This is a genomic window from Marinobacter arenosus, from assembly GCF_019264345.1.
Lineage (GTDB): Bacteria > Pseudomonadota > Gammaproteobacteria > Pseudomonadales > Oleiphilaceae > Marinobacter > Marinobacter arenosus.
The window spans coordinates 267,430-291,889 of record NZ_JAHVAO010000002.1 but is presented as its reverse complement, the minus strand read 5'-3'; the positions used below and the strand labels follow the sequence as shown (position 1 = coordinate 291,889).

Sequence of the window (24,460 nt, the reverse complement as noted above, 5' to 3'; positions counted from 1 at the left end):
GCACCCGCAGATGCAACAGAAATTCATACAGTCGTTTGAATTTTTTTCCGGCGTCCCCGGGCTTACAATCCACCAAAGGCAAGCTGCAGGGCGATACCGGCCATCATCAGACCGATGACCCCGTCAATGATGCGCCAGGCCATCGGGCGCGACAGGACGGGCGCCAACGCCGAGCCTCCCCACGCCACCAGGGTGAACCACAGGATCGAAGCACTGCTGGCCCCGGCCAGAAACGTGGTCGTGCTTTCCTGCTGCGCGCCCACCGCGGGAATCAGCAGCAGGGTATCGAGATAGACCTGGGGGTTCAGCAGCGTGACCGCCAGCGTGGTAAAGAGCACACCTTTGAGGCTACGCCGGGTAATTTCGCCGGCTTCCAGCGCCACCCGCCCGCGACTGGCCCGGTAGAAGGCCTGCACCGCCAGCCAGCCGAGAAAAACGACTCCCAGCCAGCGCAGGATTTCCAGTGCCTGTGGCACGGCCATCAGGGCCGCGCTGACCCCGAACATGCCCAGGGTAAACAGGGACACGTCGGCAATCATGCAGATTCCGGCGGACCACCAATGATGCTCACGGCGGATCGCCTGACTGAGTATGTAGGCATTCTGGGCCCCTATTGCCACGATGATGCCACCGCAGACCACCAATCCTGTCAGATAACTTTCCAGCACAGCGCGAACTCCTCAGTTGATGGCGCAAGAATAGCGATTCCCCGCTATACTGGAAATTCATACTCATAATGCTACATAAGTTTTTCTAATGATCGATTACAAACTGCTGGAAGCGTTGGCGACGGTCATCGAGTGTGGCGGATTCGAACGCGCTGGCGCCGCGCTGGGCCTTACCCAGTCTGCGGTGTCCCAGCGCATACGGACGCTCGAAATCCGCCTGGGCCAGCCGGTACTGGTGCGCAGCCCTGCCCTGAAAGCCACGCCCGCCGGGCAGCGGCTGCTGAACCATGTGCAACAGGTTCAGCTATTGGAGCGCGATCTCGCCCGGTCGATTCCTGCCATTTCGGAACCGTCCGCCCGTTTGCGAATCGCCCTGAATGCCGACACCCTGGCGACCTGGTGGGCCGAGGCCATCGGCGCGTTCTGCAGTGACGAGGCCCTGTTGCTCGACCTGGTCATCGAGGATCAGGACATTGGCCTGCGACGCATGCGGGAAGGCGATGTGGCCGCCTGTCTGTGCAGCAGCCCGCAACCCGTGGCCGGCGCACGCAGCGTGCCGCTGGGCAGCATGGCCTATCTCCCGCTGGCCACCCCGGAGTATGTCCGGCGACACTTCGGTGACGGCTTCAACGAACACAGCCTGGAGACAGCGCCGGCCATCGTGTTCGGGCCCAACGACCAGCTCCAGCACCGCTTTCTCGCCCAATGCGGCTTCCATGGCAGCGTTCCCCATCACCTGTGCCCGTCCTCGGAGGGGTTCGTAAAACTCGCCCTGGCGGGCATGGGGTACGGGATGATTCCCGAGATGCAGGCGCGCCGGGAGATCGATGCCGGAACATTAGTGAGCATTGCACCCGGTAAGTCCTTGCAGGTACAGCTATACTGGCATTTTTGGCGCCACGGCGGCGGCATCATGGATCGACTGACCGATGCGTTGATCGCCGCCAAACCATTCACTTACTAAAGGAGTTCTGGGAATGGCCACACTGATTGCCGGCCTGGTTCTGTTTCTCGGTATTCACTCGCTATCCATCGTCAACGAGCCACTGCGTAACCGCCTGCAGGCCGCTCTGGGCGAATGGCCCTACAAAGGCCTCTATTCCATCATCGCCCTGATCGGGATTGCCCTGATCGTGAATGGCTACGGCGCTGCCCGAATGGACCCGACCGTTCTCTATTCGCCGCCGGGCTGGTTACGGCATCTGGCCATGCTGTTGCTGGTGCCGGTGTTCCCACTGTTTCTGGCGACTTACTTCCCCGGACGGATCAAGGCCACGGTCAAACACCCGACACTGGTTGCAGTCAAGCTATGGGCCCTGGCCCACCTGCTGGCAAACGGCATGCTGCACGATGTGATTCTGTTCGGAGCCTTCCTGGCCTGGGCCGTTGTTGACCGCATTTCCATGAAACGACGCACCCAGCGGGCGATCCCTGCGCTCCCCGCCGGGAAAGCAAACGACCTGATCGCCATCATCGGCGGGCTTGCGGTGTATGTCGTCTTCGTCGTCTGGGCCCACCAGTGGCTGATCGGCGTATCCCCGACCTGACAACAGCACCGGCGCCACGATGAAACACCTGGTCGCGGTTTATGGCACCTTGAAGCGCGGTGGCTCCAACAGCCAATGGCTGCGGGGGGCAACGTATCTTGGTGAGGATTCCCTGCCCGGGCTGACGCTGTATGATCTCGGCCCCTACCCGGGTGCCGTGGTCAGGGCCTCGAAGGGGGTTCTGGTTGAGGTGTATGCCATCGACGACCGCACCCTTGCGGATCTGGACATTCTGGAGGACTACTTCCCGGCGGCACCGAAAGAGAGCCTGTACCTGCGCACCCGCATGGCAACACAGCACGGCTCAGCCTGGGTCTATATTTACAACAGGCCGGTTGCATCTCACCGGCGTATCGTATCGGGCGTCCGGTGAAGAGGCCCCTCTATCCGAAAAGACAAGGAACCGATTTTGGACCTGACAACGCCTGCCCTGCTGTTCCCGGCAATCTCCCTGTTGCTGCTGGCCTACACCAATCGCTTTCTGGTTCTTGCCCAGCTCATCCGTCAGCTGAAACAGATGGACACAGAGGAAGACCATGGGCTGATTGCCCGCCAGATCAACATGCTGCGCAAACGCATTGTGCTGACCAAGCGCATGCAGGCCTATGGCGTCCTGAGTTTCTTCCTGTGCACCGTGTCCATGTTCCTGTTGTTCCTGGGCGCGGAGATGCCTGGCATCGTGGCCTTCGGCATCAGCCTGGTTCTGCTATCTTTCTCACTCCTGTACTCGCTCTACGAGATCCAGATTTCCACCAACGCCATCAACGTTGAGCTCGCCAGCTTTGAAGCGCGGAAGAGCGCACCGCAGGAGGATACCCACTAGGGGTGATGTCGCGGCGACACGCCAAACCAGTGCGGGAAACGCAGCAGGCAGAACAGCGCGACCATGTCGTACACCGCATGCCAGATCATGACCATGGCGAGGCTGTCTGACAGTGCATAGGCGGAGCCGAGCACCAATCCAAGCCCTGTCGCAACAAGAAAATAGGTAAAGGAAATGTAGTGCACCAGGCCAAACAGCAATGAGGCAACGGCGATGGCGGTCACTTCACCGAGGCTGCCCGTGAGCCAGCCCTGCACCGCCCCCCGGAACAATAATTCCTCCCCGACCCCGGCCACAACCGATAACGCCACCAGAACCGCGGCACCAAAACTGGCCGCAAAGTCGTGGAGGTTTCTCATCTGGCGTTCAAGATTGTCCGGGAACAGGCCGGGGATGCGGGTAAGCGCAATCAGCACGCCATAGGTTGCGAAGGCCCCCAGGCAGCCCCAGGCAATACCTTGTCGCCAGGACAGCCCGTCATTTTGAACCGGGATGCCGAACGCGAGAATCGCGACCAGCCCCACCACCCCAATGCCACCCTGAAACATCAGGGCGGACAGTGGGGAGATTCCAGACCGGGCGCGTCCCACAGCCATTCAGGACTCGAACAGGCCTTTCACCGGAAGCAGGTCACCGTACTCCGGAACCTTCTTCTGGGCTTTGGCCTGGAAGGTGGTCATCATGTCGCCAGGGCGGAACATGCCCGCCTGCCAGGTCGCCATGTAGCGAAGGCTGTCTTCGACCGAGTGGTCACGGCTGTAGTTGAGCATCTCCTTGCATCCGGTGACCGCCAGGGGTGAATTGGCCGCGATCTGGCCGGCGATATCCATGACCGCCTCAAGCAACGCCTCCTGATCCGGATAGATCGCATTCACGAAGCCCAGGTTCTGGGCTTCCCGGGCAGAGAACTTGCGACCGGTGTAGGCCAGTTCGCGGACCACGCCTTCCGGCATCAGTTTCGGCAGCCGCTGCAGAGTGCCAACGTCCGCCGTCATGCCCAGCTCGGTTTCCTTGATAGTGAAATAGGCGTCTTCGGTGCAGTACCGGCTGTCGGCCGCACACACCAGATCCAGGGCACCGCCAATGCAACCACCGTGAATGGCCGCGAGAACCGGCAGGCGAACTTTCTCAAGCGACGTCAGGGTGTCCTGAAGCTGCAGGACAACGCGCCGGAGATTTTCTGCCATACGTCCCGGATCACCACTCATCGGTACCGCCTTCGGATCGCTGAACACACCCAGATCCATGCCTGCCGAAAAATGCTTGCCGGTGCTGGAAATCACGATGACCCGGGCGTCGGAATTGGCTTCAATATCCTGCATACATCTCGGCAGCTCGAGCCAGAACGCCTTGTTCATCGTGTTCAACACATCCGGACGGCTGAACTGGACATGGGCAACGTAATTCCGGACTTCAACAGTGAAGCTTTCGTAGGTGGCAAGATCAGACAAGGCAGGACTCCTTCATAATCATTGTTTGTAAAACCAGGACGCTCCGGCCTGGTTGGCAACACCGCATAATTACCCAGCTAACCATAAGCCGACAACCCGGGCCATCAAATTTCTGATACGTTCAGCCCGATTGCCTCTGAAAAAAGGGGCTTGCCGTTTCCTTGTGTGCAGACCATGCTGAAGTTTCACTGTCAAAGGCGGAAAACATGACGCAACGCTTTCAGCCAAGGACCGGAGAAGTGGGCGGCATTCCCGTGGCCCGAAACCTCCCCACCCGCGGCCGGCGCCAGATCGGTGCCTGGTGCTTTCTCGATCACATCGGCCCGGTCACCTTCGACGACGCTCAGCAGGGGCTGCGTGTCGGTCCGCACCCCCATATCGGGCTGCAAACCTTCACCTGGATGATTCAGGGCGAACTTCTGCACCGGGACAGCCTGGGCACCGCCCAGCCCATTCGGCCGGGCGAGGTCAACCTGATGACCGCCGGCCACGGGATCAGTCACACCGAAGAGTCACTCTTCGGCGACCGGACACTGCACGCGGCCCAGCTTTGGATCGCGCTGCCCGAGGCAGACCGGGATGTGCCTCCACGATTTGATCATTATTCTTCCCTACCCTGCTGGCAGAACCAGGGAGCAACCTGGACGCTACTGACCGGCCACTTTAACGGCAGAACGGCAGACACCCTGCAGTACTCACCACTCGTTGGCGTGGACATATTCTGCGAACTGGCCCAGACGCTTGAACTGGACCTGGACTCGGAGTTTGAATACGGCATCCTTGCACTGACCGGAGCATGCGAAATCAATGGCGAGCGCTTTGAAACGGACGAACTTGCCTATCTGGAGGCTGGCCAGAAAACGCTGACGGTGATCTGCGAGCCATCGACCCAGCTCCTCCTTATCGGAGGCGAGCCGCTGGATAAGGAGGTTGTCATGTGGTGGAACTACGTGGGCTATCACAAGGAAGAGATCGTGCAGGCCGAACAGGACTGGGACGCCGAAAGCCTGCGTTTCGGCACAATTCCCGAGTGGCAGGGCGAACGTCTGCAGGGGCCGCGCTCACCGTGGCGACGGTGACGCTTCCAGAACGGGTTCGCCGTCCACCAGGCGGGCACGGATCCGCGGGAGATACTCCGGATAATTCTCCTGAAGGAACGTAATCAATCCCTCCCGAACGGCACATCGCAGATCCCAGGCCTGGCTGGAATCTGGCGCACTCATCAGGAAACGGACCTGAATGGTGCGATCATCGGAATCGGTTACCTGAACCGTTTCCACCTTGCCATCCCATTGCGGAGCCTGCCGTAACAGCCGGGCAAACTCCTCGCGCAAGGGTAAGATCGGCATACCGTAATCAAGCCGGATGAACACGGTGCCCATCAGATCGGCAGTGTTCCTGGACCAGTTCTGAAACGGGTTCTCGATGAACCACTGCAGCGGCACGATCAGGCGCCTCAGATCCCAGACCCGTAACACCACATAGGTGGCGGTTACCTCTTCCACCCAGCACCACTCATTCTGGACGTACAGCACATCGTCGATACGGAAGGGCTGGGTCAGCGCAATCTGCATACCGGCCAGCAGGTTTCCCAACACCGGCCTGGCCGCGAAACCCAGAATGATGCCACCGACACCTGCCGACGCCAGAAGACTGCCGCCGACATGACGAACCGAATCGAAGGTCATCAGCGCCGCACCGAGCCCAAGAATCACGATCAGGATATTCAGGCCACGGACAAGGAAGCGGGTCTGGGTCTCCACTTTCCTCGCCCGCTTCCACTCCCCTTCAAGGACCGGATTCAGGGTGACGATCACATCGCCGATGGCGGAGGTGCAGCGAACCAGGGTCCAGGTGCCGGCGAGGATCAGCAGCAGCGTCCCGATGTGCTGGAATTCGGTGAGAAACGGGAGCTCGGAAGGGGCAGCCTCGAGGACGCCATTGAGCACCATCAAACAGATGAAGACACCCAGCGCCCTGGCCGATGCATCCAGAAACAGCCGGGGTACCGCCTTGCGGCGTGTCAGCCGCCGGATAAACGCGAGAACGAGCCGATAAATGGCAAAGGTCAGAACAACGGACACGATGGCCGTCAGGCCCGGATACAACCACGAGCTCGTGCCCGCCCCAATGGATTCCAACATGCCCTGCTCCGACTACCCTAAGTGACTGTATCTAAAGATAGCAGGCAAATGCAGCAATGGGGCCTACCCGTCTGACTTACCACACTCGCCCGGCGCCTAGGGAGTCGAATTTTCGGTCTCGTCCGATCTGGTCAAAGGTGTTTTGAGCTCGAACCGTTCAAATGCCACTGACTCGCCAGTCTCAGGCGACAACACTTCAGACAGAACATGACCATTCGGATCCTCGGATTCAGGTGGCAGGATCGCCGTCACTGTGCCGAACATAGTCGTATCGTCACGATAGAATTCCAGATGTGCCTCCTCGACGATACCGTCAGGAGCATCCTTGCGAATTGTCCCATCCACGTCGAACGATCCAAGTGACGAATGAGCAACGGTAACCGGGCCCTCCAGAATCGCGGTGCGGCCATAGTTGGCACCCATTCCTTCAAGATCTTCGTCGTAACTCATGAGGTTCTCTGCGAACAGCCTTACCAACCGGTCGGTGTACAGCTCCCGGAGAGTCACATCCATCGTCCACTCACGGTGAATTCGATAGGGGTTCTCAACCGTTTGAACGACACTCTGCCAACCATGAATGCCAAGTGAACCGTCAGCCCCCGTGACCCGAAGATCGTAAAAATAAAGACCGTATTCGAAGGTTTCTATATTGACCGTCGTCGTCTCCGTTGCATCTTCGGGCAGGTAGATAAGTTCATAGGCTTCCCCCGGCAGGATCTCCGTCACCACGGAACCGTTATATGCGCGCCCGCCGTAGTTAAAATCATCAAATGACACCACGAGACTCGCTGACTTAAATAGCGTTTTATCATTCTCGTCGTATTCAACATTTCCCAAGACACGGATACCCGGGGGCTGGGCCTGATCGCCATCAAAGCGAACAAACACGTCTCGCAAAATCTGGGGGTCAAACAGGCTCAAGAGCCAGTGAATATCCGGCGCCGGTTTCGCGGGGTCGGCCCAAAATACCTGAGCGGCCTGGCGAAGGTTATCCGGCGTGGCCGTCATCGGCGTCTGGCGACCAGAATAGTTAGGACCGGTATCAAGCAAGGCAATGATATCGGCCTCTGAGGGCGCATCCGGCAATTGCTCGGCCACGGAGCTCAGATGGTCGCGTGCGTAGTCAACCGTGACGAGACCGATGCGATCCGCATTTTTCAGTGCTTCCTGCAAAACGCTGGATTCGGTCAGCTGTTGGGGAGAGACGGACAGGTCAAAGCCCAGGTCGGCAAATGCAAGGTGGGCCTGATCGTCAATGACGATACCATTAAGTGGATTCTGGTCTGAATCGAGCGTGAGCAATAACCGGGCAATGTTGATGGCGCGGGTGCCGTCCCACTGCCCCGTTTCATCAAGGCTGCCCGGTGTCATAAAGCCAACCGCGTCGCTCGCTCCGAGTTCTGTGCCGCCGATACGGAAGGAAATTGTCTCACCGGGCTGATAGTTGAACCGGCCCAGTGCATCCGTCGTGCCTTCGAGGGTATCAGTGCGGTAACGAAGACCTTTTACAGGCGCGTCAACAAAGTAACCGGTGTTTGACTGAACCGTTTGGTTGTCCACCGTCTCGGCGTCGGACCCGGTGCTCTCTGCCGGATTATTGCCTTCGCTTCCGCTGCCCCCACAACCGACCAGAATAAAAGCGAACAGCAAACCGATCGTCATTCCCTTTACCGCCACAACAGAGTCCCCGCTTGTTATTTTGAGGGCTCAGTGTAACGGGATGTAACGGGTATTTTCGTGACACACTGCCAGCTACAAACATGTCGTCAAAACAAACGTCTATCCGAATAATGACTAGTGATCTGAATTCTCCGGCGGCATCACCACCCATTCCGGATCGTCGAATTCCCCAAGCGGCGTGATGTCCACGAACGGTGCGGCGCTTCGGATGATTTCCGCCACTCGCGGATTGTGTTTGGATTCCATGGCGTCCCTGGCCGCCTTGCTGTCCCAACTGGCGATGGCAATCAAAGTGTCGGGGTCGCCAATCTTGCGATGCAGCTCCGTGCCACGGGCACCGGGCGCCTGCTGGATCAGCCGGCTCGCCCTCACCCAGGCGTCGGCGTACTCCTCTGCGGTGTGTCCGTCTTTCATTCGAACTTCGAAGATAAACTTCATAGGCTCCTCCCTTATGGATGTGACCGGCACCACAACCCGAGGTTGCCACGGGTTTGTGCTTATAAGAAATTCCTTTGCATCTGCAGGTTTGTGGAGTACAGTGAGTGCCGTTGGAAAGATTTAGCAAAGCATTTCATCAATAAGACGCCTTAACGCTTTAATAGTTGTACGTCCTGTTTTTGATCCCGCCAGTTTTTTGTTTCCCGCACAACGTCGACCAACTATCACGAGGATAGTCTGGCGGCATATTAAAGATTGAATTCAGGAAAGTTATCTATGTCTACTGTTACCGGCAACGTTAAGTTCTTCAACGAAGCAAAAGGTTTTGGTTTTATTACTCGTGAAGGCGGCCCGGACGTATTCGTTCACTACAGCGCCATTCAGGGCGGTGGTTTCAAGACTCTGGCCGAAGGCCAGGAAGTTGAGTTCACCGTGACTCAGGGCCAGAAAGGTCCTCAGGCGGAGAACGTTGTTGCTCTTTAATCCTTGACGGATTAAGCAATAACCGCAAAAAGGCAGCTTCGGCTGCCTTTTTTTATGCCCTCATTTTTTGACAGCCTTTCAGACCCACTGCCATGCTTAACATGCGCCCGAAACGAATGTATTGCCCGGAAGGCACTACAAGGAGGCAGCTATGTACAGCACGATTCTAGTACCCGTTGATCTGGCACACACCGACAAGATGCCAAAAGCGTTGAGCACGGCCATCGACATTGCCAAACATTACGACGCCAAGCTGTGTTACTTGTCCGTGACCAACACCGCTCCCGGCCAGGCCGCCCACAACCCGGAAGAGCTTTCCGAAAAGCTCCGTGAGTTCGCCGAGGAGCAAGGCAAGGCCCACGGCATCCGGACCAGCAGCAAGGTCATGTCGACCCCGGATACCGCGGTGGAGCTTGATGACAAAATTCTGGAAGCCATCGACGACACCAAGGCCGACCTGATTGTGATGGCCTCGCACACACCCGGCATCGGTGATCGTCTGCACATCCTGCATTCGAACGCGGCCAACATCGTCAGGCACAGTGACATCTCGGTGTTCGTGGTGCGCTGAGCGACCGAGTCAGGTACCGGGGAACGTCAGGTCGGTAATATCGGCCAGGAAGAAGGGAAAATAATCGGCGGTACCAAAAAAGTTGCCGGCCTCAACCTTGGTAGGCAACCGGAATCCACCGAAGTCCCGGAACTCGGAAAGGTAACCACCGAAAGGCTGGAATCGATGCAGCTTCTCGGGATTGGCGTCACTCCAGCGCAGGAAACTGACCTGTGTCGGCTGGCCGCTCTTGGCCACCGTCACATCAACGGCCTGTTCCAGGCCGTCCTTGCGCACCGTCACCCTCGCGGTGTTTTCGTCCACCAGGTCCCAGCGCACTCCCGGCCGGGGCAGCAAGGCCGCCGGACTCCAGAACACAGATTCGGCCACGTATCGCCCAAAGGCGGAGAGCGCGTGGTCGGAATTTCCACCGGCACGGGCGACCGGAATGAGTTCGCCCAGCCAGAATCGCGTCCAGCGTTCCGTATCGGAACCAGACACTCGCATCAGCCCTCGCCCGGCAGACATTTTCCAGACAAAACCCTGGAGCGGGGCCAGTACCTGCGTCGCGGCCATGGTCAGGTAGCTCGGCTTACCCTTATCCCCCATGCCGAACCTGCCGATCATTTCGAGGCGCACGACCGTGTATAGCGGAGTCCCCGGAGCGATGGTGTACAGGAAGTAGCGCTGCGCGGGCTCGGGCAACCCGTCGACCATAGCCGGTTCGAAATGCTGCGGATGCAGCGGTTGTGTCGCCGCCAGACGCCCCATGGCCAACAGATCCGCGCGGTGATCACATTTGCGCCAAAGCCAGAGAGCGATCAGCCCGCCGGCGGCCACAAATGATAGAATGACAAGAACTGTGTTCATGTAGCCTACGCCCTCTACTCGCCATTCTCCCTGCCCAGCCCGCGAGGGGCCTTGTTCCAGGTCAACGAATTCGGCCGGCAAGCAGACGGTAAACCTGAAAGGTCGTTCACGGCACCGGGGCGCGTTACCAGGCAAGCCAGATAACGTGCCTTGCACCCTTGCCGGGCCGGTGGGCGCGAACGGTTACCGGTTCCACAGACAAGCCGGCGCGCTTGAGCCGTTCGGTAAAGGCCGGATCCTGACCCGCCGACCAATACGCCAACACCCCGTCCGGCCTCAGTGCGGCCTGCGCCGCTGCGATACCCGCGCTCGTGTAGAGCCAATCATTCTCCTTTCGGGTCAATCCCTCCGGGCCATTGTCGATATCCAGCAAAATGGCGTCGTAACTGGCCGGGGATTCCTTGATCAACTGCACCACATCCCCCAGATGAACCCGAGCCCTGGAGTCTTTCAGCGGGTACCCGGCGGCGGCGCCCAGAGGCCCGAGGTTCCAGTCTTTCACTTCCGGCACCAGCTCAGCCACGGTCACCTCCGCCGTCTGGCCAAGCGAAGCCAGCGCTGCTGCCAGGGTAAAGCCCATGCCCAGACCACCGATCAATACCCGCGGCGCAGGGTGCTCGGAAATCCGCTCACACGCCAGCGTCGCCAGCGCATCCTCGGATCCGTGCAAACGGCTGTTCATCAACTCACCGGTACTGCCGGCAATCTTGATGGAGAATTCGTCATTGCGCTGCAACAGACGCAGCTGGGTTCCCTTACCGGGAATGATCGCTGTGCCTAACAGTTCGAAACGGGCCATACCAACCTCTAAAGACGTGGTTTAATCGCCAGCCAGAAGGCTGGCCAGAATCTGCTTTTCCCCGGACCCCGGCAAAACTCCGGTCAGCCACGCCTCAATCACCACCTCTCCATGCTGATTTGAAAGCACCGCTTCTGCTCTGGCCCTGTTCCTGTCATCCACCTCGGTAATGGTGAAAACACAGGTAACGGTGTCGCCAAAATACACCGGTCGACGAAACCGGAAGTTCATTCCGGACGCCAGCCAGCCAATCTGACCGCCTACTTCCGTAATCATGCCGCCGACCAGCAGGCCATGACAGATTCGACCTTGCAGGTTCTTGGAGCTGACAAAGCGCTCGTCGTAATGGATGGGATTATGATCCCGGCTGATGTCCCCGAAGGTAACGGTATCGGCCTCGGTGAAGGTGCGAGTCAGCGTGAAGCTATCACCCGCCTCAAGCCCCTCTATGGTCTTTTTTCGAATGTAAGACATGGTCAGCTACCCGGTTGCCCGACTCCAGACACACGTTACAGATACCGGCCACCCGCGCCGACCACAATGACCACCAACCCCAGAATCAGGTTGATGCCGACCAGCCTGCGGATCTGGCCGACCCGTCGACCACCTTCCTGAGGATCTTTATCAGCCACTGCCTGCTTGAGCCGGCGGAACGGAGCGAAGTACACGTGAAAGAACAGCAGCATCATGATCAACCCCAGCCCCTGCATCGCATGGATATGCCAGCCCGCGCCGGCCATCCCCCCGAAGACGCTGAACACCATCCAATAACCGGTAACCAGCAACAAAATGATGGCCAGCCACACCCAGCGGAAGAACCGGGACAGGGTGCGACACCAGAGCGTGCCACGCTGACTTGCTTCAACCACCTCAATCACCGCCGGGCGCATGGCCATATACGCGAAGAACATGCCCCCTACCCAGACAACCGCAGACAACACGTGCAAGGCAATCGCCAGACTCATCAGCAAACTCCTGTTGATACTACCTGTGCCGGACTGCCCCAGGGACACCCCGATTTTGCCGGCGCCCGGGACAACCGGCTAACAAAATTCAGGGCTACCTTACCACGGCAACTCGTCTCCGTTGCTATGCCAGAACGAGCCGGTGTTTTCGAGGTTAAGGCCTTCGATCCGTGCCGCCAGGCCCTTGGCCGATTCTTCGGGCGTAATCAACCCGCCAAAATTCACCATCCGCGTCTGTACATAACCCGGGTGCAACTGGGCCACGGCAATGCCCTTCTGTTTCAGGTCCATCGCCAACGATTTGCCAAACGCATTGAGCGCCGCTTTCGACGCCCGGTAACCGTAGCGGCCCCCGGAATCATTGTCGGCAATGGATCCCATACGACTGGTGATGTTGGCGATCTTGCCTCCGGACGGCATGTGCGACACCAGGGCCTCGGCAACCCGGAGCGGCGCGTAGGCATTGACCTCCATCTGCATGCGTATGGAATCGAAATCGATGCTTCCTAGCTTCTCGTCCTGCAGCAGGCCAGCGTTGTTAATCAACAGGTCGATCGGCTGACCCTCGAGTGCGCTGGTCAGAGTCTGGATGCCGGCATCCGTGGTCACGTCCACGCCGTCGATGACCCGGGTCGCGATCTCTGCCAACTCGGCGGAAGCCTCACGACAGACTCCGATGACGTCGCAGTCCAGGGCGGCGTAATGCCGTGCAAGCTCAAGACCAATACCGCGGTTGGCGCCTGTGATAACGACGGTTTGTTTTTCGGACATGGCAGCCTCCTGAAGATTGTTTGGGGTAAGATGACAGCATAACCATAAGCGTGGAATCGTACGGAATGTCAGCCCTGCTTGTATTTGCGCTGTTTGCAGTGACCTTCATCGCGTTGGCGGTATTCTACCTTTTTTTCTACCAGAACTGGCGCCGGAAACGGCGACTGAAGCAGCCGTTTCCCGACGCATGGCGGCGGGAACTCGAAAACTCGGTACCGCTTTACCGCAACCTGTCGGCGGACCTCAAACACCAGCTTGAACAACACGTTCAACTCTTTCTCGCTGAAAAGACCTTCTACGGCTGTGACGGCTTCGACGTGGATGACCGTGTCAGAATCACCATTGCCGGGCATGCCTGCCTGCTTATCCTCGCCCGACCATTCCGCGAATACGACGAGGTGCGTAGTATACTGGTGTATCCGGACGTCTACCGAGTCCGCGCCCCGGAACGGGATGGCATGGTGGTGAGCGTAAGCGAACAGATTCGAGCCGGCGAAGCGTCCTCTTTGGGCCAGGTGGTGCTGGCCTGGTCCGAATGCGAGGAAGGTGCCATGAACCCGGAGGGCGCTCACAACGTGATCCTCCATGAGTTCGCACACCAACTCGATTATCTGGATGGCTCCGCCGACGGCGCACCGCCGCTGTACGGCAGACAGGCTGAAGCGTGGCAACACACCATGACCAGAGCCTACGAAGATCTCAGGCATTCACTCCAGCATCACCACCAAGGCTGGCTGGATCCCTACGGCGCGACCCAGCCCGCGGAATTTTTTGCGGTACTGACAGAAGCCTTCTATCAGCAACCTCAATACCTGAAAGACACGCAACCCGCTGTGTACGCGGTGCTTTGCGATTATTATCGGTTGGATCCCATGCACCTGAACCTGTCCAGAACCATGACATAACCCAGGTTTGCATATAGTCTAAGAAGACAGTTTTAAACGGACGTAAAACCAAGTGCGACGGTATTGGACACTCCTGAATCTGCTGACCCTGCTGGCTCTGATGGCCAGCGCTTTCGGCGCATCCGCCAACGCAGAACTGACCGTGCCCCGGCTCGATGCCAGATTGGGTTATCACGGCGCCATTGCCCACCGGATGGCGTATATCGAGGAACAGGGTGAAGAATTGTCGGTAGGCGACATCCAGTTCCTCATTGGGGAAACACCCGACGTCCTCCAGCGCACCGATGACCGTGTCATCGCCAATGGCATCGATTCGGGTGCTGTCTGGCTAGTTGCCGATGTCCTCAATCCGACCGGCGCCCCCATCGCAAGACGGATGTCTGTCCGGATTGGCTGGCTCGACCGGGTCGATTTCTACCTGATGCCGACAGGCGAGCCGCCCAGGCGATTCAAAAGCGGCGACACCATACCGGTTCACAAGCGCTCTTTCTCCACACGGGTACCGACCGCTGAATACGCATTTCCCTCGGGCATAACACGCCTATTTTTGCGGGTTGAAACCTCAGATCCCGTCGTTGTTCCCTTCTACTTCACCAGCATTAAGGCCGGACACAATCAGGAACAGTTTGACGCCGCCTTTTACAGCTTTGTCTATGGCGTCATGTTTGCGCTCGCCGCCTATAACCTGATGCTCTTTACCGGACTCCGGCGAAGGCGGTATCTGTTCTATTCCATTTACATGGTTACTTTTGTGTTCATGACGGCGTCCTACAGCGGCATAGGCATGGCGCTGGTCTGGCCCTCCTCTGTAGTCTGGCAACAGTGGGCACCGCCGCTGTTGATGTTCTGCTTTGCTTTCTCCGGCATAGCCTTTGCGACCAGTTTTCTGCAGGTGAAACTTCGGCGACGCAAGCTGTTCAGAAGCCTTCAGGCGATCTGTTTGATCTACTTCGCGCTGTTTGCCGCCTGCTATATCGCGGAAGAACGAGGGTTTGCACTGACGCTTGCGTTCTCCATGGTTCCGATCTTCACGGCCCTGATGCTGTACCTCGGCATATCCAGCTGGGTGAGCGGCATGACATCCGCTCGCTATTACCTCGCGGGCACACTCGCCTCTGCGATCGGCGCCTCGATTACCGCACTCACGGTCTATGGCGTTCTACCGTACAGTCAGATTGGCTTTTACGCCGTGGACATCGGCATGGTGCTGGATGCCATGCTGCTGGCGCTGGCACTGGCGGACCTGGTTCGACGAACCCAGCACGCGCGGATAGCGGCCGAACGGAAAGCGCAAGTGGATCATCTGACGGGCCTGGACAATCGGCGGGGCTTCCTGCCCGTCGCAGAATCGCTCTGGAGCCTGGTAAAACGCAACAACCGGGATATGTGCGTGGCGATGATTGATATCGACCACTTCAAGATGATCAATGACCAATACGGCCATGCCACTGGGGACCGGATCCTGCGCCAAATCGCCAAAGTGCTGGACAGTTCCCGACGCCAAGGCGACCTTCTCGCCCGCTGGGGTGGCGAAGAATTCATTCTGCTGTTGCCGGAAACCGACCTCCCCGAGGCCTGTCACGTCGCCGAGCGGTTCCGCCAGAACGTGGAAGCACTCACCATCCAGGAAGGCGCAGACATCATTCACTGCACCATCAGCGTGGGCGTTGCCAATCGCGACTCGGAAGACGTCAGTCTCGACAAAACCATTGTGATGGCCGATCAGGCGCTTTATCAGGCCAAGCTGGAGGGTCGTAATGTCGTCTGCGCCGGCAATGCGTCGGACGCCGCCGCCGGAGCGGTGACGGTCTGACCCTCTCCGCAATCACCGGGGGCGGACGACAAACCAGCTGAGCAGGACCAGCCCACCAAACAGCGTGTAGCTCAGGACAAACACCCACTCTGGGGCGCTATAGTAAAGAATGGATTGTAGCCAGTGCTGGACGAACGAGCCCTCGTAGCTGGCCTCTCCCGCCCTGTCCCGAAGCGCCATTTCCCAAGTGGTCAACGGGCAGATCACGCCAAGCCAGGATTGGACGACGACAATACCAATGGCAATCAGGTGACACACCCGGAACCAGATATTCCGCACCCAGTTCCAGTTCAGGAACGGCCCCATATAAATAGCCAGCAGACCCAGGACTACAAACGCCACAAATATTACATGCAGGACAAGCAGCGAGTCTGCCAGAACAACGTAAACCGAACCTGAAAACATGGGCTTCACCAGGCACTATGCCAACGCCCGGCTTGGGGCGAACTCAACAATGCGCAATGAACATGAAATCCGTCTCAGCGGGCGCAAGCTGACTGGTCCAGGCCGATACCCTGAACGAGTTAGCATTAACGGCTTCTACAACCACACTGACTCCGGGCGTCATCGAAGTGGCAACTACCTGCATGTCACTCTCAGGATTGCTCAGGTTCAGATTGTGCGTAATCTCATAGATTTCAGTTTGCTGCTGTTTGAAAACCGTCCAGCCGGCCAGGCCAGCCAGAGGGGCTGGCGATGAGAAACCTTCACCCGCCCCGACTTTTGCGGAATAGATTGCTGATGCAGACATTTTAAAGCTCCTTTTTAGTGTCCAGTTAGACGATGCTCCCGGGCAGCCCCCGAAAACCACCATCACCAGATGCCTCCCGATATGCGCAATGACTACATGTAAAAGATAAAGCGCATCTACGCTGTTGTCTAAGTACCACAAACCCTATCCAGCGTAGACTCAATGTCGTTGTCCGACGACTTAAAATTTCGAACAATCCAGCATAGTGCTTCCTAGCCCTCGCCCACTACCCACCGCTCAGCGGCCTTGAGCTCGCCCATGGGAAAGTGCTTGATGTCGGCCGATAAAAAATGGGACGCCAGACGCTCACCGATGTCGCCAAAGGCGGAGTCAGTCACCAGGGCCACTTTCCTGATGAATTTGTGATGATCTTTCACGAATCGAAAATGCGTGACCATCGCACCGATACTTTTCCAGCCCGGAAAACTCTGACTGCTGATGATGAGCCCTTCCAGCGATCCCGTTTTTTCGATGAAGGGATCCGCCGTTTCCGCAAGCTTTGCGAAATCCTCTTTTTCCAGCGAGGAGGTAGGCCGAACATAGAGAATGGAGTGGGCGGTATCCAGCGTGTGTTCGATCATGCCTTGACCCTCCGTTGGCTGACGCGCATCCGACGCCATGCCCCAAGCGGACAGGCTCCCTTCGGTACGATTCACTGTCGCCCCCACAGTCGAGGATGCGCGAACGATTCACCAAGTATAGGTTAGTGAGGAGCCGTTGCCATCGTTAGGGTAAGTTGATGGAAGGGCCGTGTTGAGTCTTCACTGATTACGTCGCCACCGGCAACATATTACCCGGATTCTCTTTATGCCAAGGTGCCGAGAAACTGCAAAATAAATGATGAAAAAGGCGGGATTGGTCTGACTGGCTCGGCATAGTGCCCTCCGCCGAAATCGTAAAAACTTGTGTTTTCTTTGCACAGCCAGAGTGAACCGGTGCCAGCTTCCGTTAAACTCTGCTCCGCGAAGCGTCTCAAAACAAGAAAGCGGTTAAGCCTTGATACAGACTCATATCACTAAACTGCTGGTTCTGTTTCTGCTTGCGGCGATAGCGAGCAGCGCCATCGCGACAACGCCTACCGTCCGTTTGTCTGAATTGATCGATGGTCAGGTTTCTCTGGGTAAGAAGCTCGCCTATCTCGAGGACCCCAGTCATCAATTGACGCTTCAGAATCTGACGGGCCAACGGGATATGGCCTGGCAACAGAGCGAGGCTGCGGTGCCGAACTTCGGTTTCAGCCAAAGCGCCTATTGGTTCCGAGTCACAATCATCAACGATACCCCCTCCCCCGGAAACCATCTGATCGAAGTGGCCAATCCGGTACTCGATTATCTCAACCTCTATGTGGTGGCAGGCGAGCGGGTCACACATGAAGTGTTCACGGGCGATCAGCGCCCACTGTCCCAGCGCCCGATCAAGCACCGGAACGTGTTGTTGCCACTTCAGATTCCGGCAGGTGAAGCGCGCACAGTCTATTTCAGGGCGAGCGGCGAGGGTGCCGTGCAACTACCGGTGGACCTTTGGCAAACCCAACGCTTCTATGAGAAAGACCAGTACAGCCTCGCGGTGCAGATCCTGTTCGCCGGCATCATGCTGGCGTTAGCGGTCTACAACCTGTTCGTGCTGTTGGTCGTTCGAGAAGTCAGTTACGTCTGGTACGTGCTGAACGTCGTGACGATCACCATCGTGCAATTGGCGCTGCATGGCGTGACCTTCCAGTTCCTCTGGCCCCAGGCACCCCGCCTTAACAACCTGGTCCTCGCCACTACCATTACGCTGAACGTGGCCTTCGTGCTTCTGTTCACCTACAGCTTTCTCAACCTGCGCCTCCGGGGACGATTCCTGCGCTGGTTTACCCTCAGTGGTGCCGGCTTGGCATTCCTGCTCTGCGCGACCTCTCTGATGGTCAGCTACGGTACGGCGATGCGCCTGGCGGTTCTGATGATTGCTATCGCGGCGCCCTCGGCACTGGCGATCGGCATTTACCTCTGGGCCCGCGGCGATGTACTCGCGCGCGTCTACACCCTTGCCTGGAGCGTGCTCCTGCTGGGCCATGCCATGTTGGTGCTTAACAAGATGGGGATTCTGCCTCGCAACGTTCTCTTTGAGTACGCGCCGCAATTCGGTGCAGCCCTGGAAGTACTGCTGTTCTCCTTCGCACTGGCCTACCGTATCAACCTGGAACGCCAACAGCGCTTCCAGGCCCAGAGCGATGCCCTCGCCTCCGAACGGCGGGCACGGTCGGCCCAGGAACGGGCATTGGAGGTGCAGCGGGAAGCAAATGAACACTTGGAAGCACGGGTAAAAGAGCGTACTCAGGAACTGGAAAGCGCTAACCGTCGCCTGGAGGAAATGACCGCCGTCGACGGGCTGACACAAGTGAAAAACCGTGCCTTTTTCGACCACCATCTGGCGGTGGAGTGGCGAAGAAATGCCCGGGCCCGACACAACTTGTCGCTGCTTTTGCTGGACGCCGACCATTTCAAGAACATCAACGACACCTACGGCCACCTCGGCGGCGATGCCTGCCTGAAACACCTGGCCCAACTGTTAAGGGACAGCCTGAACCGCCCAGGCGATTTCGTCGCGCGTTACGGCGGCGAGGAATTTGCCATACTACTCTGCCATACCGATCTCGAGGGGGCCTGCGTGGTGGCAGAGCGCGTGCGGCACAAAGTAGAATCGACGCCGCTGCACTGGGAAGGCCAGACCATTTATCTGACGGCCAGCATCGGCGTGGCGTCCATCATTCCCCAGCCGGATCAGGACATGAAAGGCCTCGTGAAGCAGGCCGATGATGCGCTTTATGCCGCAAAGAAAGCGGGCCGCAACCGGATCAGGACCTCCTCCGAGGAGTCTGCCCGCCCGTCAGTCCGCTGAAGGGAGATTACCGCCCAGCATGTTTTCGACCACCGCCGCGTTGTAGAACGCTTCCACGGTGTGGATCTTGCCGTCCCGAACGCGAAACCACACGGCAAGCCGAACATCCCCGATCGGTTCAAAGTGGGTCCGGTAATCCAGAATCGCAAACACGTGCTCGCCATCGGCACTCAACTGGCGAAGGACGAGATCCTTCTGGATCGCGACCATACCGAACTGATAGGCCAACATGTCATCCCGGCTCAGGAAACGCATGTTCGGGCCCACATACTCGAAATCCTCGGCAGCCAGCAAGGCCTTAGCCTCATCCAACCGTTGGGCATGGATGTCCGCGATAAACTGCGCCACGATGTCTTTGGGTTGCATGGATCGACTCCATTTCTAAGACGTGGACGTTCCGGATTCCTGCAAGCGCGTCGCTGCCTTAAACTGCGCGCCTACTCCCCTTTATACCAAAAACGAGCCTCGACGGGGCCATCGATCAAACGGCCGGACACTCGGAACCCCAGCTGTCGGACGGCGCACTAGCGGATTCATTGGGCGCGGGGAAGGCTTTTTTGAATGTAAACGCTTCCTGAGTGGGCCCCAGCTCTCTCAGCAACTCTAACTGGGCGGATGCCTCCTCAATGGACGGAAGGTGTCCCGCAGGCACCCACCAGAGCACCATATGGGAGTCAGCCATCTTGTGAAACCACTCCTTCTTGCGGCGCATGATCTCAACGTGGACAGAGCGATAAACATAGTCGTGCAAGGCCTCGACCGATTCCCAGAGCGACAGGTTCACGATCTGGTCAGAGCCGAAATAATCGATGCCGGTGGCATCGCCATCTTCGGTTTGTAACCGCCAGACGAAGCCCGCTGCGTCGTCAGCCAGGGCATTGATCCGGTCCAGGTTCGCGACGAAATCCGCAAGCTGTGGCGAATCGATCGGCGCCTTCAGTTTGGCAATGTTGAGTTGGGCAATATGGTACTGACTCACCGTTTTCCTCCTGAATCCGTTAATGCCCTGGATGCTGTTATACCTGGCTGGTTGCAGCTTCAGACTCGCGTTCGCCGCGCAGCACCAAATATAGCAGGGGACCTGCGGAGACAAACACCGCCGTTACAACAAAAAATGGGATGATGTACCCCAACCCCTTGCCGCGACGTTTCGCATCCTGGTACATCCAGATGCAGGCCATGGCGGCGAGGAGGTACAGGTCTATGACGACCTGGGCGGTATCCGGGCTCGATAAGAGCTGAGCACCAAACGCCAGAAGCGATTGCTCAGCACCTGCCATTACCCAGAAGGTATAGCCCATGAAAAGACAGAGAATGATCAGGGGAAATTTTGAGATGTTCACAGTCGTCCTTGATTGAAGTTTGAGAAATTAGCGTCTGAATTGGCTTTCCACAGGTGTCTTGAAATTGTCGAGCGACGCGGTCTGTCAGGGAGTCCGTCTTACGCTGCCGGACATCACCGGCTCAGTCGTACTCTTGATGCTGCGGCAGATCATCTGAAATCTCGAACCAGGGCGCTTTACTGCCCACAAATACATGGCGCTCTGGCCTCACGCCTGGATCGGTATCGAGCGTTCCAAGTGGAAAGCCATAAATGTCAGGTCTTGCATCGAACTTGGTATAAAGACTGGAACCGCAATTAGAGCAGAACCCCTTATGCTCACCCGGAGAGGATTGGTAGAACGTTATGAGCTCCTCGCCTTTCACAGTGTGCCAATCCGATGATTGGACCTTGGCGCGGGTTCTGAAGGCTGAAGCGTGAAGCTTCCGGCACATTGAGCAATGGCAGTTCAGTACTTCGGTCAGTGGCCCGTCGATCTCGTACTGAACGCCACCGCAGAGACAACTACCCGTTTGTTTCATTCATGCACCTCCTTGTGTGATATTGATGAGTATGCCTGCGGCCCAACCGGGACGCCATATGTCGTGACCTGTTGGAAGATGCGTTCGCAAGGTATTTCCAAATCGACAAGGTGCGGAGAACCGGTCGCTGTGCAGCCGCTTGTTACTCATTTTTATACAATTTGCTCAATTCTGCACTCTGGCGAGCATGTCACTCCATCTGGTGCCCGGACTGCTCCATCTCCTTCTTCATCCCGCCGTAACCCAGAGGCTCCACCGTTAGTTCAACCTGCACCGTCTGGCCATCGTTAAATTCCAGTGCGAGAGGGATGCGCTCGCCTTCCGCCAAAGGTTCCCGCAGTTTCTCGAGCATCAGGTGGTAACTGTGGGGCTTGAGTTCCACGGTTTTGCCGGCCGGTATGGTTAGCCCCTGTTTCATGGGCTTCATACTCATCATGCCATTATTCATGCTGGACTCATGAATTGAGACGTTCCCTGCCCTCGGCGTTTGTGCACCCGTCAGGGTGACCTCGGAATCACCGGTGTTGGTGATGGTGAGGTAGCCCACGCCCATGGGGCCGCCAGGCGGCGTTGGGCGGCTCCAGGGATGGTCGATTTTCAGGTCGCTCTGGGTGTAGTCATGGGCAACGGCCAGCACCGGCATCACGGCCATCAGCAGAGAAACAATGAGGATTTTCACATTCACGGTCAGGAGTCCTTGGGGCAATGAATTCTTTCGCTGAGCTTAACCCAGGGCACTGAAGGAACAAGTATTTTTGTGCGGCGAATCGTCGCAGCGGGTCATTCAACGGACGCAGTGAGCAGTTCTCGCACCTCCTCGATCGGGACGGGGCGGGCGAAATAGAACCCCTGGAAGCGCTGGCACCCGATGGTGACCAGGGTATCCGCCTGCTCCTTGTTTTCAACGCCTTCGGCGACCAGGTCCAACTCATGGTTCCGCGCAATGGCGACGATGCTTTCCACCATTTTCCGCGCCTGTTTGTCTTCGTTGATGCTGTCCACAAACGTTTTATCGACCTTCAGCTCGTCGATGGGCAGTGAACGCAACAGGCTCAGGGACGAATAGCCCGTTCCGAAGTCATCCATGGACAGCCGGATGCCCGAATCCCGCAACTGATTCAACACCGGAAGGATTTTGCTTTGGCGCGACATGAACATGGTTTCGGTGATTTCGAGGGTCAGCTCGTTCGGCGTCATATGATTCTGGTACAGTTTCTCGAGCACAGACTCGGCAAACCCCGGTTGCATGAACTGCAGTACCGATATGTTCACCGACAACTCCAAGGGAAACGCCTTTTGCCGGGGCAAGGTGCTGAAATCCTCGAGGCTGCGATCCAGCACGTAGTTGCCAAGCTGGACCATCAGGCCTGAGGCCTCCGCAACGGAGACAAACTCGTTCGGCGGAACGTAGCCCAGTTCATCGTCGTACCAGCGTGCCAGCGCTTCCATGCCCACGACGCGGCCCTGGGCATCAACCTGGGCCTGATAGGCCATGGTGATCAGGTGCGGTTCAAGCGCTCCTCTGAGGCGTTGCTCAATGTGAACCCGACGCAGGTATCGGGTTTCGATGTCGCTCTGGAACAGGCACACGTCGTTGCGGTTTCTCTTGGCCTTGTGGAGTGCCAGGTGGGCGCTGCGTACGATGCTGCTGAACGAGTCGCCATTGGCTGGGAAAATCGCGGCACCGATGCTGGCGCCAATCTGCATATTGAGGGAGCCGCTGAGCACGCAGTTGCTCGTCTCACTCAACAGGCTCTGGCAATATTCGTATATCTGTTGCTCGTCCGACAACCCCGTCACCACCGCAAACTCGTCGCCCCCGAGACTGGCCACCACGGCGTCTTCGCCGGCCGCCTGTCGCAGGCAACGGGACCAGTCGGCCAGTACCTGGTCACCAAAATCCTGCCCGAAACGATCGTTGATGCCGCGGAAGTTATCGATATCCACAAGTGCGATGCAGAACGGTCGTCGGGCATCGATCCGCGCGTGGATCTCATCGATCAACCCGACCCGGTTCATCAGGCCCGTCAGGTCATCGTGCCTGGATTGATGAAACAGCTGGTCCCGGCGTTTCTTTTCGACGCGATCAATCAGGCTGAACAGATAGTAGAGGAGTGCCGATACGACCGCGAACAACCCGAGGTATATCGCCAGCTGTTTCAGGAACTCCCGGAGCACACCCGACATGCCCGATTCGGACACAATCCAGAGTTCGAAGCGGGCATCGTAGACCGCCGCGCCCAGGTAATTGCCGCTGTCCCGTTCCGAGTAATAGACCACGGTGTCTGCGTCGCGCTTGATGGCTTCAATGCTCTTGCCGGACTCCCGTTCCAGGCGTTCGGTATCCGCCCTGATCTGCTCGTCCGGGCGGCGAACCGTGGAGTAGACTTCGGGTCCAACACCATTCCGGGAGAGGAACTGGAGGTAACCGTCCCGCTCCCGAAACAGCATCAGTGTCTCGTCGTCATCATCCGTCCGATCACTGCTGAAAATACCGTGCTCACCATCAATCCGTATGCCTGCCGTCATGACCGCCAGCACCTCGCCGTCATCATCACGCAGGGCTTTGCGAACGGGAATAATCCACTCGTCAAGCGGCTCGAAACGGTAGGTGCGCCCGAGGACCATCTTGTGCTCGGTCAGGGCTAACTCGAAACTCGGGCGTGTCTGTTCCGATTCCAGCAGATTGGGCAGCCGCGCCATGTTGATGTTGGAACTGAGCGCAATCAGCTGGCCATTGGGCCGGGCCAGACCCAGGCCGGCCAGCGAGGGACTGGATTCCATCGCGCTGTCCAGCAAAGGCAATGCCTGCGGCTCCATCGGGAACCGTTTCCAGCGCAACAACTCCCGGCCGATTACATCCAGAACCAGTTCCTGCGTGCCGAGGATGCTGGCGACCGACTGGGCAAAGAACTCCACCCGGGATTCGTGGTGGCGTTCATATCGGTCAACGGTGGTATTCCACGAGGACGACACGAGAACGATGAGCAGCAAGAGGCCGCCGCCATAAACCAGCCAGAAAAGCGTCCAGATGTTGCGCTTCAGTAAGGTCAAGTGAC

30 protein-coding genes are annotated in these 24,460 nt (G+C 57.9%); 10 read left to right on the top strand and 20 right to left on the bottom strand.

Annotation, left to right across the window (positions count from 1 at the left end; translation table 11 throughout):
- Window positions 1-62: 62 nt before the first annotated feature.
- Window positions 63-668, bottom strand: a complete 606-nt coding sequence (locus tag KXD86_RS15775) for a LysE/ArgO family amino acid transporter (RefSeq protein ID WP_218637113.1) — start codon at window positions 666-668, stop codon at window positions 63-65.
- An 88-nt stretch (window positions 669-756) separates the two neighbouring features.
- Between KXD86_RS15775 and KXD86_RS15770 the strand changes: the two genes are divergently transcribed.
- The 4 genes from KXD86_RS15770 to KXD86_RS15755 are packed head-to-tail and all read left to right on the top strand — an operon-like array spanning window position 757 to window position 3,038.
- The gene (locus KXD86_RS15770) at window positions 757-1,632 is read left to right on the top strand and encodes a LysR family transcriptional regulator ArgP (protein ID WP_218637112.1); all 876 of its coding nucleotides are present in this window, start codon (window positions 757-759) and stop codon (window positions 1,630-1,632) included.
- Between the two features lie 13 nt (window positions 1,633-1,645).
- Window positions 1,646-2,215 carry an NnrU family protein gene (locus tag KXD86_RS15765; protein ID WP_218637111.1) on the top strand — a complete coding sequence of 190 codons (570 nt, stop codon included), beginning with the start codon at window positions 1,646-1,648 and terminating at the stop codon, window positions 2,213-2,215.
- A gap of 19 nt (window positions 2,216-2,234) precedes the next feature.
- Window positions 2,235-2,588 carry a gamma-glutamylcyclotransferase family protein gene (locus KXD86_RS15760; RefSeq protein ID WP_218637110.1) on the top strand — a complete coding sequence of 118 codons (354 nt, stop codon included), beginning with the start codon at window positions 2,235-2,237 and terminating at the stop codon, window positions 2,586-2,588.
- 36 nt (window positions 2,589-2,624) lie between these two features.
- Window positions 2,625-3,038, top strand: coding sequence for a DUF2721 domain-containing protein (locus tag KXD86_RS15755; protein WP_218637109.1), 414 nt, complete (start codon window positions 2,625-2,627; stop codon window positions 3,036-3,038).
- Here KXD86_RS15755 and KXD86_RS15750 read toward each other — a convergent pair.
- Both KXD86_RS15750 and KXD86_RS15745 read right to left on the bottom strand, forming a co-directional pair.
- Window positions 3,035-3,634 (bottom strand): CPBP family intramembrane glutamic endopeptidase, encoded by a 600-nt coding sequence (locus KXD86_RS15750; RefSeq protein ID WP_218637108.1) that lies wholly within the window; start codon window positions 3,632-3,634, stop codon window positions 3,035-3,037. The genes KXD86_RS15755 and KXD86_RS15750 overlap by 4 nt on opposite strands.
- The gene (locus tag KXD86_RS15745) at window positions 3,635-4,489 is read right to left on the bottom strand and encodes a crotonase/enoyl-CoA hydratase family protein (protein ID WP_218637107.1); all 855 of its coding nucleotides are present in this window, start codon (window positions 4,487-4,489) and stop codon (window positions 3,635-3,637) included.
- Between the two features lie 206 nt (window positions 4,490-4,695).
- Here KXD86_RS15745 and KXD86_RS15740 point away from each other — a divergent pair, with 206 nt between their 5' ends.
- On the top strand, window positions 4,696-5,568 hold the full coding sequence (locus KXD86_RS15740; protein ID WP_218637106.1) for a pirin family protein: 873 nt from the start codon (window positions 4,696-4,698) through the stop codon (window positions 5,566-5,568).
- Here KXD86_RS15740 and KXD86_RS15735 read toward each other — a convergent pair.
- From KXD86_RS15735 to KXD86_RS15725, 3 genes are all read right to left on the bottom strand, one after another.
- Window positions 5,551-6,633 carry a mechanosensitive ion channel family protein gene (locus tag KXD86_RS15735; protein ID WP_218637105.1) on the bottom strand — a complete coding sequence of 361 codons (1,083 nt, stop codon included), beginning with the start codon at window positions 6,631-6,633 and terminating at the stop codon, window positions 5,551-5,553. The genes KXD86_RS15740 and KXD86_RS15735 overlap by 18 nt on opposite strands.
- 96 nt (window positions 6,634-6,729) lie before the next feature.
- Window positions 6,730-8,295 (bottom strand): hypothetical protein, encoded by a 1,566-nt coding sequence (locus KXD86_RS15730; RefSeq protein ID WP_218637104.1) that lies wholly within the window; start codon window positions 8,293-8,295, stop codon window positions 6,730-6,732.
- A 132-nt stretch (window positions 8,296-8,427) separates the two neighbouring features.
- Entirely contained in the window at window positions 8,428-8,751 is a 324-nt protein-coding gene (locus tag KXD86_RS15725) for an antibiotic biosynthesis monooxygenase family protein (RefSeq protein ID WP_218637103.1), read from the bottom strand.
- Window positions 8,752-9,027: 276 nt separating this feature from the next.
- On the opposite strand from KXD86_RS15725, the gene KXD86_RS15720 reads away from it, so the two are divergent.
- Together KXD86_RS15720 and KXD86_RS15715 are read left to right on the top strand one after the other, a co-directional pair.
- A complete protein-coding gene (locus KXD86_RS15720) occupies window positions 9,028-9,234 on the top strand; it encodes a cold-shock protein (RefSeq protein ID WP_036130097.1) in 207 nt (68 codons plus the stop codon).
- A gap of 151 nt (window positions 9,235-9,385) precedes the next feature.
- On the top strand, window positions 9,386-9,805 hold the full coding sequence (locus KXD86_RS15715; protein WP_218637102.1) for a universal stress protein: 420 nt from the start codon (window positions 9,386-9,388) through the stop codon (window positions 9,803-9,805).
- A 9-nt stretch (window positions 9,806-9,814) separates the two neighbouring features.
- Here KXD86_RS15715 and KXD86_RS15710 read toward each other — a convergent pair whose 3' ends face one another.
- The 5 genes from KXD86_RS15710 to KXD86_RS15690 form a co-directional block, all read right to left on the bottom strand.
- A complete protein-coding gene (locus tag KXD86_RS15710; protein ID WP_218637101.1) occupies window positions 9,815-10,654 on the bottom strand; it encodes a DUF6544 family protein in 840 nt (279 codons plus the stop codon).
- A 124-nt stretch (window positions 10,655-10,778) separates the two neighbouring features.
- Window positions 10,779-11,453 (bottom strand): spermine/spermidine synthase domain-containing protein, encoded by a 675-nt coding sequence (locus KXD86_RS15705; protein WP_218637100.1) that lies wholly within the window; start codon window positions 11,451-11,453, stop codon window positions 10,779-10,781.
- A gap of 21 nt (window positions 11,454-11,474) precedes the next feature.
- Entirely contained in the window at window positions 11,475-11,927 is a 453-nt protein-coding gene (locus KXD86_RS15700) for a MaoC family dehydratase (RefSeq protein WP_218637099.1), read from the bottom strand.
- A 35-nt stretch (window positions 11,928-11,962) separates the two neighbouring features.
- Complete coding sequence (locus KXD86_RS15695) at window positions 11,963-12,418, bottom strand: CopD family protein (RefSeq protein ID WP_218637098.1); 456 nt, start codon at window positions 12,416-12,418, stop codon at window positions 11,963-11,965.
- Between the two features lie 99 nt (window positions 12,419-12,517).
- On the bottom strand, window positions 12,518-13,189 hold the full coding sequence (locus tag KXD86_RS15690) for an SDR family oxidoreductase (protein WP_218637097.1): 672 nt from the start codon (window positions 13,187-13,189) through the stop codon (window positions 12,518-12,520).
- Window positions 13,190-13,254: 65 nt separating this feature from the next.
- Here KXD86_RS15690 and KXD86_RS15685 point away from each other — a divergent pair, with 65 nt between their 5' ends.
- Together KXD86_RS15685 and KXD86_RS15680 are read left to right on the top strand one after the other, a co-directional pair.
- Complete coding sequence (locus KXD86_RS15685; RefSeq protein WP_218637096.1) at window positions 13,255-14,094, top strand: M90 family metallopeptidase; 840 nt, start codon at window positions 13,255-13,257, stop codon at window positions 14,092-14,094.
- A gap of 52 nt (window positions 14,095-14,146) precedes the next feature.
- On the top strand, window positions 14,147-15,907 hold the full coding sequence (locus KXD86_RS15680) for a diguanylate cyclase (protein ID WP_218637095.1): 1,761 nt from the start codon (window positions 14,147-14,149) through the stop codon (window positions 15,905-15,907).
- A 12-nt stretch (window positions 15,908-15,919) separates the two neighbouring features.
- On the opposite strand, the gene KXD86_RS15675 is transcribed toward KXD86_RS15680, so the two are convergent.
- The 3 genes from KXD86_RS15675 to KXD86_RS15665 form a co-directional block, all read right to left on the bottom strand.
- Window positions 15,920-16,312 (bottom strand): DUF2784 domain-containing protein, encoded by a 393-nt coding sequence (locus KXD86_RS15675; RefSeq protein WP_218637094.1) that lies wholly within the window; start codon window positions 16,310-16,312, stop codon window positions 15,920-15,922.
- A 43-nt stretch (window positions 16,313-16,355) separates the two neighbouring features.
- Complete coding sequence (locus tag KXD86_RS15670; protein WP_218637093.1) at window positions 16,356-16,658, bottom strand: hypothetical protein; 303 nt, start codon at window positions 16,656-16,658, stop codon at window positions 16,356-16,358.
- Window positions 16,659-16,870: 212 nt separating this feature from the next.
- Entirely contained in the window at window positions 16,871-17,239 is a 369-nt protein-coding gene (locus KXD86_RS15665) for a SpoIIAA family protein (RefSeq protein WP_218637092.1), read from the bottom strand.
- A gap of 415 nt (window positions 17,240-17,654) precedes the next feature.
- On the opposite strand from KXD86_RS15665, the gene KXD86_RS15660 reads away from it, so the two are divergent.
- Window positions 17,655-19,538, top strand: a complete 1,884-nt coding sequence (locus KXD86_RS15660; protein WP_218637091.1) for a sensor domain-containing diguanylate cyclase — start codon at window positions 17,655-17,657, stop codon at window positions 19,536-19,538.
- On the opposite strand, the gene KXD86_RS15655 is transcribed toward KXD86_RS15660, so the two are convergent.
- The 6 genes from KXD86_RS15655 to KXD86_RS15630 all read right to left on the bottom strand — a co-directional run bounded on the left by KXD86_RS15655 (window position 19,527) and on the right by KXD86_RS15630 (window position 24,455).
- Window positions 19,527-19,904, bottom strand: a complete 378-nt coding sequence (locus tag KXD86_RS15655; RefSeq protein WP_218637090.1) for a nuclear transport factor 2 family protein — start codon at window positions 19,902-19,904, stop codon at window positions 19,527-19,529. The genes KXD86_RS15660 and KXD86_RS15655 overlap by 12 nt on opposite strands.
- Before the next feature lie 115 nt (window positions 19,905-20,019).
- Window positions 20,020-20,517 carry a DUF3291 domain-containing protein gene (locus KXD86_RS15650; protein ID WP_218637089.1) on the bottom strand — a complete coding sequence of 166 codons (498 nt, stop codon included), beginning with the start codon at window positions 20,515-20,517 and terminating at the stop codon, window positions 20,020-20,022.
- Window positions 20,518-20,554: 37 nt separating this feature from the next.
- Entirely contained in the window at window positions 20,555-20,839 is a 285-nt protein-coding gene (locus KXD86_RS15645) for a DUF2834 domain-containing protein (protein WP_218637177.1), read from the bottom strand.
- A 163-nt stretch (window positions 20,840-21,002) separates the two neighbouring features.
- Window positions 21,003-21,401, bottom strand: coding sequence for a GFA family protein (locus tag KXD86_RS15640; RefSeq protein ID WP_218637088.1), 399 nt, complete (start codon window positions 21,399-21,401; stop codon window positions 21,003-21,005).
- Window positions 21,402-21,591: 190 nt separating this feature from the next.
- The gene (locus KXD86_RS15635) at window positions 21,592-22,086 is read right to left on the bottom strand and encodes a copper chaperone PCu(A)C (protein ID WP_312846313.1); all 495 of its coding nucleotides are present in this window, start codon (window positions 22,084-22,086) and stop codon (window positions 21,592-21,594) included.
- 95 nt (window positions 22,087-22,181) lie between these two features.
- Window positions 22,182-24,455: a putative bifunctional diguanylate cyclase/phosphodiesterase gene (locus tag KXD86_RS15630; RefSeq protein WP_218637087.1), complete on the bottom strand. Its 2,274-nt coding sequence runs from the start codon at window positions 24,453-24,455 to the stop codon at window positions 22,182-22,184.
- Window positions 24,456-24,460 lie beyond the last annotated feature (5 nt).